The sequence below is a fragment of the Variovorax sp. OV084 genome, from assembly GCF_900111625.1.
In the GTDB taxonomy this organism is placed as follows: Bacteria; Pseudomonadota; Gammaproteobacteria; order Burkholderiales; family Burkholderiaceae_C; genus Variovorax.
In genome coordinates this window covers 1,269,416-1,282,723 of sequence record NZ_FOII01000001.1, presented here as the reverse complement: position 1 = coordinate 1,282,723, position 13,308 = coordinate 1,269,416, and the positions used below count along the sequence as shown (strand labels likewise).

Genomic DNA, 13,308 nt, shown 5'->3' with positions numbered 1-13,308 from the left:
CGTTGACCCGTTAGGGCCAACGCGCTTTTGCGGGAGAGCGTGATGCTCAGCCGCCGCGACGCATCATGTCGAAGAACTCGACATTGGTCTTGGTCGCCTTCATGTTCTTGAGCATCAGCTCCATCGACTCGATCTCGTCCATGTTGTACATGAGCTGACGCAGGATGCGGGTCTTCTGCAAGATCTCGGGAGCCAGCAGCAGTTCTTCGCGGCGCGTGCCGCTGCGATTGAGCTGGATCGAGGGGAACACGCGCTTTTCGTACAGGCGGCGGTCGAGGTGGATTTCGGAGTTGCCGGTGCCCTTGAACTCTTCGAAGATCACTTCGTCCATGCGGCTGCCGGTATCGATCAGCGCGGTGCCGATGATGGTCAGCGAGCCGCCTTCCTCCACGTTCCGCGCGGCGCCCAGGAAGCGCTTGGGGCGCTGCAGGGCGTTGGAATCGACACCGCCCGTCAGCACCTTGCCCGACGAGGGCACGACGTTGTTGTAGGCGCGGGCCAGGCGGGTGATCGAGTCGAGCAGGATCACCACGTCCTTCTTGAGTTCGACCAGGCGCTTGGCGCGCTCGATCACCATTTCGGCGACGTGCACATGGCGCGCAGCGGGCTCGTCGAAGGTCGAAGCAATGACTTCACCCTTCACCGTACGCTGCATTTCGGTCACTTCTTCAGGGCGCTCGTCGACGAGCAGCACCATCATGTGAACGTCGGGGTAGTTGGCACTGATCGCGTGGGCGATATGCTGCATCATCACCGTCTTGCCGCTCTTGGGCGGCGCCACGAGCAGGGCGCGCTGGCCTTTGCCGATGGGCGCGATGATGTCGATGATGCGGCCCGTGATGTTCTCTTCGCCCTTGACGCCGTCGCGTTCCAGCTTCATCTGCTCCTTGGGGAACAGCGGCGTCAGGTTTTCGAACATCACCTTGTGCTTGTTCTGCTCCGGCGGACCGTCGTTGACCTTGTCGAGCTTGGTCAGTGCGAAGTAGCGCTCGCCGTCCTTGGGCGTGCGCACTTCGCCTTCGATCATGTCGCCGGTGTGCAGGTTGAAGCGACGCACCTGGCTGGGCGAGATGTAGATGTCGTCCGTGCTGGCCGTGAAGCTGGTGTCGGGGCTGCGCAGGAAGCCGAAGCCGTCGGGCAGTATTTCGAGCACACCGTCGGCGAAGACCTGCTCGCCGGCTTTTGCGCGCTTCTTGATGATCGCGAACATCAGCTCCTGCTTGCGCATGCGGCCGACGTTTTCGATCTCAAGCGCTTCAGCCTGCTTGAGGACTTCAGACACGTGGAGTGCCTTGAGTTCGTTTAAGTGCATGGAATGACCCCTCGCGGGGTAATCGAACGGAAAACGGGGGGAGGTTGGGTGTGAAGCGAGAACTGCCTCACCAACCGGGGAACTCGAACCGGTTGCCTGAATGAAAGGGCCGGTGATCTGTGGGAGATTATGACAGGAAAAACGCGCCGGCCAACGCATTGCGCGCTGGCCGGTTGAAATGTCGCTTAAGCGAGTTGCTGGTCGATGAAGGCCGTGAGTTGCGCCTTGCTCATGGCGCCGACCTTGGTGGCGGCCAGCTGGCCGTCCTTGAACAGCATCAGCGTGGGGATGCCGCGAATGCCGAACTTGGCGGGGATGTCGCGATTCTCGTCCACGTTCAGCTTGGCGATCTGCAGCTTGCCTTCGTAGGTGGCCGACACTTCGTCCAGGATGGGGGCGATCATCTTGCAGGGGCCGCACCATTCGGCCCAGTAGTCGACCAGCACGGGCTGGCTGGACTTGAGCACGTCGGCCTCGAAGGAGGAATCGGAGATGTGTTTGATGAGTTCGCTGGCCATGTGATGGATCCTTGTGCGCAGAGAGTTTCGGTGCAGCTAAAGTGCTGGTCATTGTGACAGAAACCAAGGGGTGGCGTGCCTTGCAGGGCCGCTATGGCGGCGATAGCCAAAGCCCTTGCGTGTCACGTCCACGCGCTCTCCAACCCCTCGATAGAACATGAACGAAGGCCACCCTGTCCAGGCCCTGTGGTGCGATTCCGCCGACGGCGTCGTCGCGCGGATCGTCCGCGCGCTCGCCGAGCGCCAGCTGCATGCCGCCCGCACCGTGGTGCTGGTGCCCTATGCGCAGCTGATGGGCGTGGCGCGCGCCATGTGGGCGCGATGCGGCAGCCCCGGCTTCGTGCCGCGCTTCGAAACCACCCACAACTGGGCCCGCAGCGCGGGCGGTTTCGTGCCGACCGGCTACGACATCGCGCACGACATGGCGCGCGATCTCGTCACGGCGCAGGCACTGCTGTCGCAGGCCGGTTTCAACGCCGAGCGCTTCGCCTTGGCCGGCCGCGTCGTCGAGCTGGCGTATCAACTGGCGCCCCTCGCCGCTGCCGTGACGCCCGAGGAGCGGGGCGGCGAATGGGCGCAGCACGCGGCGAGCGTGGCCGAGGCGGGCAGCGAATCGGAGTGGTTCCGCATAGAAAGCGCGCTGATCCGCATCGCCGTCGCGTGGACCTCGACCTCGGGCTACGCAACCGACGTGCTCCAGCGCGACAGCACCCGCGCGCAGGTCGATGGGCTGATCGTGCTCGAGGGCTTCCAGACCGATCCGCTCACGCAATCTCTCTGCAAGCTGTGGGGCGACCATGCCCTTCATCTCTCGCTAGTGCCCTCCGGTGTGCTGGCGCAACCCTGTGCCTCGCATATCGCCCTCGACCCCGAAGACGAGGCAGAACTCGCCGCCGCCTGCGTGCTGCGCCACCTCGCCGAAGACCGCGCACCGGTCGCCCTGGTCGCGACCGACCGTGCCCTCACGCGCCGCATCAGCGCCCAGTTGAGCGCGCAAGGCGTCGTCACGCACGACGAAACCGGCTGGAAGCTCTCGACCACGCGCGCCGCCGCCACGCTGATGAGCGCGCTGCGCGCCTGCGCCCACGACGCCGCCAGCGACCAGGTGCTCGAATGGCTCAAGAGCGGCGTCGACGGTGACGCACCGACCGTACAGCTGCTCGAAGCACGTCTGCGCCGTGAAGGCCAGCGCGACTGGTCGGCGTGGTGTGCATTCATGGCACGCAGCGAGAAACCACAAGACGCCACGCTGCTGTCCTTCACCGAGGCCATCGAAGAGCGCCGAGCGCCCATGACCCGCTCGCGCCCCTTGGCCGAATGGCTGCACGCGCTGCGCGAACTGCTGGAGGCCAGCGGCCAATGGGCGTTGCTCGACGAAGACCTCGCCGGCGGCAAAGTGATCGGCGCCCTGTGGCTCGATGCCGGCGCGCACGGCGACGACGACGAATTTCCCGGTGGCCGTCACACGCTGGCCGAATTCACCGCCTGGGTCCGCGACGTGCTGGAAGACGCGAGCTTCGTGCCCCCCGCTGGCGACCAGGCGCCGAAGGTCGTGGTGCTGCCGCTATACCAACTGCTGGGCCGCGCGTTCGGCGCGGTGGTCATTCCCGGCTGCGACGACCGCCGCCTGCCAGCATCGCCCGAGCCGCCCGGCAACTGGAGCGCGGCGCAGCGCCTCGAACTGGGCCTGCCGTCGCGCGAAACGCTCGAAGCTGCACAGCGTGCGGCCTGGGCTGCGGCCTTGCACAACCCGTCGTGCGAGTTGATCTGGCGCCAATCTGATGCCAGCGGCGAGCCGGTGCGGCCCAGCCCCCTCGTGCAGGCGCTGCAGCTCGACCACGCGCTGCAGCCCTCGGCCGACCCGCGCACGCCGCGCGAGGTGGCAGTGCAGCCAACAAAGTATCCGACCCCCTCGGGCGCGCTCCTGCCGCTGGAGAACATCTCCACCAGCGTGTACGAAGACCTGCGGCGCTGCCCCTACCGTTTTTTCGCGCTGCGGCAACTGGGCCTGCGCAGCGCAGACGAACTCGACGCCGAGATCGACAAGCGCGACTTCGGCAACTGGTTGCATGCCGTGCTCGGCCATTTCCAAGAGGCGCTGGCCGCAACCCCGACGCAGGATGCGCAGGAACGCACCGCCCTCATCGAAGAGGCGGCCCGGCGGTCGATGCACGAGCTCAGCCTCTCCGAGGCCGAGTTCCTGCCTTTCGCTGCGGCATGGCCCGCAGTGCGCGATGGCTATCTCGGCTGGCTCACCGGGCACGAGGCGGCCGGAGCCGTCTTCGCCGAAGCCGAGCCGTGGAAAGAGCAGCCGCTGGGCAACCTGCGGCTGATCGGCCGGCTCGACCGCATCGACCGCATGCCCGACGGCCAAGCCTTCGTGATCGACTACAAGACCGAGTCGGCAGCCGTCAGCAAGGAGCGCGTGAAAGATCCGACCGAAGACACGCAGCTGGCCTTCTACGCCGCACTGGTGGCCGACGACACCTTGCGCGCGGCCTACGTCAACGTGGGCGAGAAATCCTCCGGCACGCAGACCGTCGAGCAGCCTGCTGTCGTGGAAGCCAGGGACGCATTGGTGGCCGGCATCATCCATGACTTCACGCGCATCGCGCAGGGTGCGGCGCTACCGCCACTGGGGGAGGGCGCTGTCTGCGACTACTGCGCGGCCCGCGGCCTCTGCCGCAAGGACTTCTGGGAGGCGTCGAAATGAACGGCGCAGCCTACGAGCACAACGGCCGGCACGTCACGCGCGAGGCCTTCTACACGGTCGCATGCGACCCGCGCCGCTCGGTAGCCGTCGAGGCCTGTGCTGGCGCCGGCAAGACCTGGATGCTGGTGTCGCGCATCCTGCGTGCGTTGCTCGAAGAGGGCGAATCCGCCTGCGAGCCGCACGAGATCCTGGCCATCACCTTCACGAAGAAGGCGGCCGGCGAAATGCGCGAGCGGCTCGACCAGTGGCTCGAAGACTTCGCCGAACGAACACCGGAAGAGCTGGTCAGCCAGCTCGTGATGCGCGGCGTCGAGCCTGCAGCCGCGCTGGCGGCCGTGCCGCGTCTGAAGGGCCTCTACCGACGCCTGCTCGAAGGCGGCCGGCCGGTGCAGTTCCGCACCTTCCACGCCTGGTTCGCGGGCCTGCTGCGCAATGCGCCGCTGGCGGTGCTGCGCGAATTGGGCCTGCCTTCGAACTACGAACTGCTCGAAGACGACGCCGAGGCGCGCGGGCACACATGGCGGCCATTCTTCGAGGCCGTGACCGCCGACAAGAACGCGCTGGCCGACTACTACGCCGTCGTCGCCACGCACGGCCGCTCGCAGACGGCCAAGGCTTTGAGCGAGGCGCTGTCGAAGCGTGTCGAGTTCTCTCTGGCCGATGCAGAGAACGCCGTGCTGCATTTCAGCGTGTTCTATCCATCGCTCGAGGGCTTGGCTGACCCGACCGAGGCCTTGCGGGGCGAGCAGGTTCGCCAGCGCTGGCTCGACCGCGCCGCCGCGCTCGGCCGCGAGAGCAACAAGACGCCGCAGAAGGCGGCCGAAGCCATCATCGACGTGTTCGGCACGGGCGAACCCTCCGGCGATTCGCTGGCGGCCGCGCTCGCGCACCTGCGCAAGAACTTCTTCGTGGCGACCGAGGACCGCCTCAACAAGAATCTGCAGAAATTCCCTGCCGCGCAAGAGGCCGAGGTCGAGCTGCAGGTGCTGTGCGGCGCACAGGCCCAACACGCCGCATGGCTCTACCAGCAGCGCATGACGCGGCTCACGCGCATCCTGATCGCGGCCTTTGCCGATGTGAAGCGCGCCCACGGCTGGGTCGACATGAACGACGTCGAGCAGGCCGCGCAACTGCTGCTCGGCCAGTCGGCCCTGTCGGGATGGGTGCAGGAGCGGCTCGACGCGCGCATCGCGCACCTGCTGATCGACGAGTTCCAGGACACCAATCCGCTGCAATGGCAAGCGCTCTACGGCTGGCTCAGCGCGTACACGGGTGCTCAGGGCCGCGCGCCGCGCGTGTTCATCGTGGGCGACCCGAAGCAGAGCATCTACCGCTTCCGTCGCGCCGAACCGCAGGTTTTCATCGCTGCCAAGAAGTTCGTGCGCGAAGGGCTCGACGGCGAGCTGCTGAACTGTGACCACACCCACCGCAATGCGCGAGCCGTGGTCGGGCTGGTCAACGCAGCGATGCTGGCCGCACAGGAGGCCGGCGAGTTCGACGGCTACCGCGCCCACACCACCGAGCGCGGCGACGAAGGCGAGCTGCTCAAGCTGCCGGCCATCGAACGTGATGTGCTCGGCAATACGGCCGAAGCAGCGCCGGCCGACGACGGCATGCTCCACTGGCGCGACAGCCTCGTCACGCCGCGCGTGCTGCCCGAAGAGCAACTGCTGCAGAAAGAATGCGAACAGGCCGCGCAATGGGTCGCGCAGCGCATCGCCGACGGCACGCCCCCGCGGCAGATCATGGTGCTGGCGCGCAGGCGCAGCCGGCTCTCGGCCATGCAGGACGCGCTGCGCCAGCGCCACATCCCCGTGCAGCAGCCCGAGAAAAACGACCTGCACGACGCGCCCGAAGTGCAGGACGTGGTTGCGCTGATCGACGCGCTGGTGTCGCCCGCGCACGATCTTTCGCTGGCGCGGGCGCTGAAGTCGCCGGTGTTCGGCATCGACGACGAGGCGCTGGTGCAACTCGCGCTGCGCCAGCGCGAGCGCGGTGCAGTGAGCTGGTTCGCGTTGATCCAGAAGGACGAGAGCCTGCCTCCAGCGTTGATCGAAGTGGGCCCGAAGCTCAAGAAATGGCAGCGCAGGCTGATGACGCTGCCGCCCCACGATGCGCTCGACGCGATCTTTCACGACGGCGATTTGCTCGCGAAATTCGGCGCTGCGGTTCCGGCGGCGATGCGCCAGAGCGCGCTGGCCAATCTGCGCGGCGTGCTGTCCGCGTCGCTCGACATTGACGGCGCGCGTTTCGCTACGCCGTATGCACTGGTGCGCGCGCTGCGTGCGGGCGGCGTGCGTGCCCCGACAGTGGCTGCACCCGACGCGGTGCAGTTGCTGACAGTGCACGGCGCGAAGGGGCTGGAAGCCGACACCGTGCTCATGCTCGATTGCGACGCGCCGCCACCGCGCGCCCAGACCATGGGCGTGCTCGTCGAATGGAGGGGCAGCGACAGCGCGCCGACGCGCTTCGTGTTCCTCGCAAGCGAGAAGACGCCGCCGGCCTGCGCTGCAACGCTGCTCGAAGAAGAGCAACGCGCGCGCCACCGCGAAGAACTCAATGGCCTTTATGTGGCCACCACCCGGGCACGCGAGCGGCTGGTGCTGTCGTCGGTGCGTCCGGCGCGTGCCAACGAAGGCAGCTGGTGGACGCGCCTGGAGCCCCTGTGCGAGCCCACCGAGGCCGACGAGCCGCTGGTCGCGCTTCCAACCGAGACCGGCGGCGCCAGCTTCTCGATGAAGCACATGCCGGTAGCGCCTGCACCCACCGAACAACCGTCTGCAAAGAAGGCTGCCAACACCACGATCGATGCGCGAGCCGCCGCTTTCGGCCAGGCCATGCACCGGTTGCTCGAATGGGCGGTGCCGGGCGAGCCGCTGCCAGCGGCCCACGTGCGCGCCGCAGCCCGCGAATTCATGCTCGATGCCCAGCAGGCACGCGGTGCCGCCGCGCTGGCCCAGCGCATCCGCGCGGGCGAAGGGGCGTGGGTGTGGGACGATCGCAGGGTCGACTGGCATGGCAACGAAGTCACGCTGGTGCATGAAGGCGAAACCTTGCGCATCGATCGTCTGGTGCGCGAGCGCGACGGCGGCGCCTGGTGGATCCTCGACTACAAATCCGCGGCGCGCCCCGAACGGGACGCCGCGCTGATCGCACAGATGCAGCGCTACCGCGCGGCAGTGCAACATGCCTATCCCGGTGCCACGGTGCGCGTCGCGTTCCTCACCGGGCAGGGCGAACTGGTAAATCTCGAATGACTGTTTCCCCTACCGTCGCCGTCATCGGCGGCGGACCTGCCGGCCTGATGGCGGCTGAAGTCTTGAGCGCCTCCGGTGCGCAAGTGCACGTCTATGACGCGATGCCTTCGGTGGGCCGCAAGTTTTTGCTGGCCGGCCGCGGCGGGCTGAATCTCACGCATTCGGAGCCCTTCGATGTGTTCATGAGCCGCTTCGGCGAGCGCCGCGCGCAGCTGGAGCCGATGCTTGCGCAGTTCGGGCCGCAGCAGGTGCGCGAATGGGCGAACGGCCTTGGAATCGAGACCTTTGTCGGCACGTCGGGGCGTGTGTTTCCGACCGACATGAAGGCAGCGCCGTTGCTGCGTGCGTGGCTGCATCGGCTGCGTGCGGCGGGTGTGCAGTTTCATATGCGGCATCGCTGGGTGGGCGATGGGCCGTTCGACGCGGCGGCGTTGCGATTCGTCACTCCGGTTGGCGAGGTCACGGCGAAGGCCGACGCCGTGGTGCTGGCATTGGGCGGCGCAAGCTGGGCGCGCCTCGGCTCCGACGGCGCGTGGGCGCCATGGCTGCAGGCGCAGGGCGTGGAGGTGGCGCCGCTGCTGCCCGCCAACTCCGGCTTCGACGGTGCGGGCTGGAGCGAGCATTTCTCCAGCCGCTTTGCGGGGCAGCCCTTCAAATCGGTCGCGATTTCTTTCACCGACAGCCAGGGGCGGCACTTTGCACGCAAGGGCGAGTTCGTTGCGACGGCCACGGGTATCGAAGGCAGCCTGATCTATGCGGCATCGGCGCTGCTGCGCGACGAGATCGCTGCAAAAGGAAGTGCGACGCTGCTGCTGGACCTGCTGCCCGACCGCAGCGCCGAGCAGGTGCTGGCCGCAGTGACGCATCCGCGCGGCGCTCGCTCGCTCAGCAGCCACCTCAAGAGCCGGCTCGGGCTAGAAGGCATCAAGGCCGGCGTGTTGCACGAAGCATTGAGCCGCGAAGCGATGCAGGATGCGGCGCAACTGGCGGCGACGATCAAGGCCGTGCCTTTGAAGCTCGTCGCAACGCGCCCGATCGACGAGGCGATCAGCACGGCAGGCGGCGTGCGCTTCGACGCGCTGGATGCGCAGTTGATGGCGAACGCACTGCCCGGCGTGTTCGCGGCAGGGGAGATGCTCGATTGGGAAGCGCCAACTGGTGGCTACTTGCTGACGGCGTCGATGGCCAGTGGCGCCGCGGCGGCGCGCGGCGCGATCCAGCGGCTGGGCCTGTGAAGGCCTCGCGCCGTTGGAATTTCTGTCGCTGAGAGTTTTTGCAAGCCTCGTTTCATTTCGCACAGAATGAAACGAAGCCGCTGAAGAGGTTGACGAGCCTTACCTTATAGAGCCTAAGCCGTTGATTTCGTTAAAGAAATTTGGGCTGTTGCACCATCGGGTTTGTCGGCAAGTGCTACAGCACCGATGACGCTTCAATGGTAGCTTAGGGCGCGAACCCGAAGGCGGTAGTGCGCGAGGTTTCCACGATCATCAGGCGATCAGGCTGTGCAAAGGCGAACGATTGTGTTTGACAGGACGGGCTGGGCCGCTGAAGTGCCTTCAGACCCGCTTTGGCGGTTGGGCGTCGCGCTCTAGGTATTCGCGAATCCACCGTCGCGCCTTTTCGGCGAGTTCCGTGCGGGCCTCGGCCTCAGACTTGTTCGTTACCACAATCGACAGACGACACATCGGAGTGGAGTCGCGCTTAACGATGGAGATGTACTGATTGGCCTCCTGCGTCATCTCCATCGTCCATTCTTCCGACGCAAGGGGTTCCGAGTGCGGCGCTCCAGGACTGTCCAGCTTCATAGCCCATTCCCAAAATGTATAAGCGTAGCGGGTCGCAGAAAAATTTTGAGATGGCCTTAACTCTGCTCTTAGCCCGCTTCGGCAGGTTTTTTCCCAAATCAACCCTATGTCAGCAACTCATTCACCTTGCCGTCAAAAGCATCAGTCGGATGCCCCATGATCCTTTCTCTTGCCATTGATGCCAGTACACCCACCAAATCAACGAAGCGCAACGCCTCGATCATCTGGTCGTCGCTGTACCTTGGCATAACCTCGCCGGTCCGCAACCAGCGAGAGACTTGCCTTGGACCTCCATGCGCATAGTCGCAAAGGGTGCCATAGTGATTGCGAAGGATTTCAAACACCTGTCCGTGGGGTTGTGTCAATTTCTTCAGTCCTTGAAAAACTCTTTCCACCGATGGGTCATAGCGGTCCTCTAGAAAGTTTTTCATCTGATCCTCTGATGCCAGATGAAACGCCCAAAGCCCGCGCACATACGCCTCAAGAATCGGCCGCGTAACGGCCATCGCGGTTGCCCGCGCCCCTTGCTCAAGCAGCAACCGGAATGCTTCGCGATGATCGAGTGCGAGGGAGACATAGACCAATGCGATGCGCTCACGCCGACTTTCTTCGACGGTGCCCTGTTCATGAAGAACAGAAGACAGCCAATCCGAAAGCTCGGTAGAGCGCTGGAAAGCTTGATCAATAGACATCATCACCTTATCTCCAAATGCACAGCCTCGTTGTGCGCCTGCAGCAACCCCAGCACAGTCTGCTTCGGCGGCCCTTTTGCTGGGTGGTGCGATGATGGAACTCCAAAAACTTGGGAGCCATCCATGTCAGTCACACTCCACGCCATGCCACTGAGCAGGTTCGGTGCACCACCTTTGGTCATCATTTCGGAGCGAAAAGAGCACATGCAGCCCTACATGATCGACGCCTACATTGTCTGGCCAGACGCAAAGCAAGGACGTGAATCCATCGAGCGTTTGTCGCGTCTTTCAGCGCCGGTAGCGGATGATGAGGTTGCGAGGGCGATGCAGCTCGCAACAGCTGAGGGTGCAAAGCATCTTGCGGCAGCGTGGGCGAACGCTGAGCCCGCACCGGTTGACGCGATCAATTTCAACGAAATTGATCTTGAGCGCCTGCATGCATTGCGGTCGTTCGGGCTTTATCCAGGACTGAATGACTACCGAGTGCTGGATGGCCACGCGTCGAAGTTTGTCAGCGAGCTAAGGCAGCCGTTTGGCTTTGGACATTGAAGTCGGATAGCTCAACCCCGTGTCACTTGGTCATTCTTGTAGTGGAGTGCGTAGTTGGGTGGTGCTGAAAAATCAACGTAAGTTGTTGATTTTATTGGGATCGTGGAGCGGGTGAAGGGAATCGAACCCAGCGAATCACCCGCTCTTCATTGGGAAAACCAACCTGTTGGCGTGAACAGTACACAGGCGCAGTACACACGGCGATGCACGAATCTAGCAGTAGCCGCATCAAAAATCAAAGGCTTGTCACTGGTCCGGCTTGGCCGTTCTAGCCGGGGCGCGGAATCGGCGTGCCCTTTGAATGTTCAAGGCAAGTCGATCAAGGCGTTCCGGCTCAGCGGGTAAGTCAAGAAAAGCGTTTGCATCGCCAAGCGTTGCGAACTTGGGGCCATGTCGCAGGTGGAAGTGCACGAGCGCTTTGAAGTATTGCTGTAGCTGATAGCAATGCGTCTTGGCGGATGCACTATCCGCCGCACTATGCACGCAGCTATTCCGATACTCCCGCAGATGTTCGAGCGTTTGCACATGAAAGGGTGTCTCATTCCAAAGGAACGCGCACCGGCGAACGAGCGCTTCGTAGTTGCCGTGATCTGGCGAAGCGAGCCGCTCGACGCCAGCCCAGAGCCTTGTAAACGCGGTGGCTTGATTCGCCTCATCCAAAGCGCGAACAAACATGAGAAGAGCCTCAACAATTGCGGCTCCGTAAGAACACCTGCGCAATCTTTGCGAGTATGACCGCGCTCGCTTTCGGATTGCCTCTCGCTCTCTAGGGTTGTGTGTGTTCGCAGGAACGTGATAGGGCTCAAACCAAATGTCGTCAGCTGCACTTCGGCCATCTGCAGCATGAACAGTGTGGACCGGGCCCAGCCGAATGGCATTGATAGGGGACCAGCTTTCCCCGAAGATTTCCATAACCGAGTTGCACGATAAACACCAGAACGCACGTTCAAGGTCAATAGCTCTGAGCGCGCGGTTCATTGCCAATGACGGATTCTTCGCGGTAACCGTTGCGATAACGCGGCTGTACGTAGAGGGCTCTTCAGAAAATCGAGGCCCCTTGGCCTGCAGTACTGCTTGCCGTGCGCTTAGGAATCTCTTGGGATAGGCACCCGGAAGAAATTTTAGGGTGACATCTTCTAGTGTCACGCGTGTCGCAGAGGCAGCACTGCGCAGTGAAACCGAGCTAAGAACGTGGTACGTCGACTCCTTTGTTGAAAGCACCTTTCTAAGCTCCTTGTTTATCTGAGCTAGAAAGTTGTCTGCGGAAAGCTCTCCTGATGTACGGGCTACCCCGTGAAGAACCAGTAGTTGCTGGTCCATGTCGCGAGCCACAGGCGGAAACTTCAACATTGAATGGAGCGTCGGTAAGCTCTGGCCCAAATCCCAACCGGCAAAAGATGAGCCCTCCCCGTTCGGGTTGGGCGTACGCGTTCTTCCTATCCTCGCTAGCACCACTGCGGGAGTGAATCGCGGTGACTTCTTCCAAGTGATGGGCATGTCTCAGTTGTTTGGTTGACTGTTCTTCCAGAGGCTAACAGCGACGGCTGATCCCCTTCAAGTTGCGTTGCTAGGATGCCATGAAAACCCGGTATTCTTCGGCTCCACTCGCTGCGCCTTTGGTTAGGGCGGCGGAACGCCTTGCCCCAATCTTTGAACCTCGGGAGGCGGTACTGAAGCGCCTCGATTGGCCTCTTCCAGGATTCGTCGAGCGCGCTGCATGCTCGCAGCATCATGTGTTTTTCCCTCAAGACTAACTTGCAATTCCGTGAGCAGTTTGTCCTCCAACTCATCCAACAAATGGTAGCCCCCGCCTGACCCGTACTTGTCGATGTAGGCCGCGTGATGGGGCAGGGCAAGCTTCACCGCGTTCGTCATTCGGGTTGAGTCCATCAGGTTCGGAAGATCAAGTCCTGTTTGAATCAATTTGAGTTGAGCGGCCGAATGCACTACGACGGATTGCCATGCTGCGAAGTAGGCCCACGACAACGGAGACACGTGAGGTCTTGCTTTGGCGGCAAGGGCAAACGCCTCCGCTAGAGCGTCGTCTGGCAACTTGATCGCCTCAAAGACCTTGCGGAATTGCTCATTTCGCGCTGCTTCCTTCATGACAGGTTCGAACTTCATTGCAGCCATCCACTGAGCGGCGACTCTTGCAGAACCTAGACGATGCATTGCTTCCCAGAGTTGGTCTATCGCGTCGATCTGTCGCTTGTCTGTGAGCGCACGTCGCGAAGCGATCCCTGCTAAAAGTGAACTTTGTAGGGCCTGAATCTCTAGCTCCTTGGATTTGAGGTCTGCCCGAAAGCGCTCCTCAGCCTTTCGCAACTCTGAATTCATCGCGGCAAGCTTTGTGTCGTACTCGTTTTGAACGCCTTTCTGAAGTCGCGTGTCAACAAGGTTTTTTAATAACCAGAGCGCTAGGAGCACAAGCGAAGGGAGCAAGTTAAGCCAAGTCATCCGTG

General features: G+C 63.1%; 10 protein-coding genes. 4 read left to right on the top strand and 6 right to left on the bottom strand.

What is annotated here, in order from left to right; genetic code table 11:
- Positions 1-46: 46 nt before the first annotated feature.
- Entirely contained in the window at positions 47-1,312 is a 1,266-nt protein-coding gene (rho, locus tag BMW87_RS06195) for a transcription termination factor Rho (protein WP_013540932.1), read from the bottom strand.
- 185 nt (positions 1,313-1,497) lie between these two features.
- Entirely contained in the window at positions 1,498-1,830 is a 333-nt protein-coding gene (trxA, locus tag BMW87_RS06190; protein WP_042578306.1) for a thioredoxin TrxA, read from the bottom strand.
- 157 nt (positions 1,831-1,987) lie between these two features.
- Here trxA and BMW87_RS06185 point away from each other — a divergent pair, with 157 nt between their 5' ends.
- From BMW87_RS06185 to BMW87_RS06175, 3 genes are read left to right on the top strand one after another with little or no spacing between them, the layout of a single operon-like run.
- A complete protein-coding gene (locus tag BMW87_RS06185; RefSeq protein WP_093075040.1) occupies positions 1,988-4,543 on the top strand; it encodes a PD-(D/E)XK nuclease family protein in 2,556 nt (851 codons plus the stop codon).
- Positions 4,540-7,800: a UvrD-helicase domain-containing protein gene (locus BMW87_RS06180; RefSeq protein WP_093075037.1), complete on the top strand. Its 3,261-nt coding sequence runs from the start codon at positions 4,540-4,542 to the stop codon at positions 7,798-7,800. Before BMW87_RS06185 ends, BMW87_RS06180 begins: the two co-directional genes overlap by 4 nt.
- A complete protein-coding gene (locus BMW87_RS06175) occupies positions 7,797-9,035 on the top strand; it encodes a TIGR03862 family flavoprotein (protein ID WP_093075034.1) in 1,239 nt (412 codons plus the stop codon). Before BMW87_RS06180 ends, BMW87_RS06175 begins: the two co-directional genes overlap by 4 nt.
- A 321-nt stretch (positions 9,036-9,356) precedes the next feature.
- Here BMW87_RS06175 and BMW87_RS06170 read toward each other — a convergent pair whose 3' ends face one another.
- Together BMW87_RS06170 and BMW87_RS06165 are read right to left on the bottom strand one after the other, a co-directional pair.
- On the bottom strand, positions 9,357-9,605 hold the full coding sequence (locus BMW87_RS06170) for a hypothetical protein (protein WP_143062566.1): 249 nt from the start codon (positions 9,603-9,605) through the stop codon (positions 9,357-9,359).
- A 104-nt stretch (positions 9,606-9,709) separates the two neighbouring features.
- Positions 9,710-10,297 carry a DUF6988 family protein gene (locus BMW87_RS06165; protein WP_143062565.1) on the bottom strand — a complete coding sequence of 196 codons (588 nt, stop codon included), beginning with the start codon at positions 10,295-10,297 and terminating at the stop codon, positions 9,710-9,712.
- A 123-nt stretch (positions 10,298-10,420) separates the two neighbouring features.
- On the opposite strand from BMW87_RS06165, the gene BMW87_RS06160 reads away from it, so the two are divergent.
- The gene (locus BMW87_RS06160) at positions 10,421-10,846 is read left to right on the top strand and encodes a hypothetical protein (protein WP_093075024.1); all 426 of its coding nucleotides are present in this window, start codon (positions 10,421-10,423) and stop codon (positions 10,844-10,846) included.
- Between the two features lie 246 nt (positions 10,847-11,092).
- On the opposite strand, the gene BMW87_RS34680 is transcribed toward BMW87_RS06160, so the two are convergent.
- Together BMW87_RS34680 and BMW87_RS06155 are read right to left on the bottom strand one after the other, a co-directional pair.
- Positions 11,093-11,521, bottom strand: coding sequence for a hypothetical protein (locus tag BMW87_RS34680; protein WP_143062564.1), 429 nt, complete (start codon positions 11,519-11,521; stop codon positions 11,093-11,095).
- Positions 11,522-12,466: 945 nt separating this feature from the next.
- On the bottom strand, positions 12,467-13,303 hold the full coding sequence (locus BMW87_RS06155) for a hypothetical protein (protein ID WP_093075021.1): 837 nt from the start codon (positions 13,301-13,303) through the stop codon (positions 12,467-12,469).
- Between the last annotated feature and the right edge of the window lie 5 nt (positions 13,304-13,308).

What these genes read in the sequence shown, in the direction of transcription:
- rho (WP_013540932.1), bottom strand. Translation starts at nt 1,312, where the DNA reads ATGCACTTAAACGAACTCAAGGCACTCCACGTGTCTGAAGTCCTCAAG.
- trxA (WP_042578306.1), bottom strand. Translation starts at nt 1,830, where the DNA reads ATGGCCAGCGAACTCATCAAACACATCTCCGATTCCTCCTTCGAGGCC.
- BMW87_RS06185 (WP_093075040.1), top strand. Translation starts at nt 1,988, where the DNA reads ATGAACGAAGGCCACCCTGTCCAGGCCCTGTGGTGCGATTCCGCCGAC.
- BMW87_RS06180 (WP_093075037.1), top strand. Translation starts at nt 4,540, where the DNA reads ATGAACGGCGCAGCCTACGAGCACAACGGCCGGCACGTCACGCGCGAG.
- BMW87_RS06175 (WP_093075034.1), top strand. Translation starts at nt 7,797, where the DNA reads ATGACTGTTTCCCCTACCGTCGCCGTCATCGGCGGCGGACCTGCCGGC.
- BMW87_RS06170 (WP_143062566.1), bottom strand. Translation starts at nt 9,605, where the DNA reads ATGAAGCTGGACAGTCCTGGAGCGCCGCACTCGGAACCCCTTGCGTCG.
- BMW87_RS06165 (WP_143062565.1), bottom strand. Translation starts at nt 10,297, where the DNA reads ATGTCTATTGATCAAGCTTTCCAGCGCTCTACCGAGCTTTCGGATTGG.
- BMW87_RS06160 (WP_093075024.1), top strand. Translation starts at nt 10,421, where the DNA reads ATGTCAGTCACACTCCACGCCATGCCACTGAGCAGGTTCGGTGCACCA.
- BMW87_RS34680 (WP_143062564.1), bottom strand. Translation starts at nt 11,521, where the DNA reads ATGTTTGTTCGCGCTTTGGATGAGGCGAATCAAGCCACCGCGTTTACA.
- BMW87_RS06155 (WP_093075021.1), bottom strand. Translation starts at nt 13,303, where the DNA reads ATGACTTGGCTTAACTTGCTCCCTTCGCTTGTGCTCCTAGCGCTCTGG.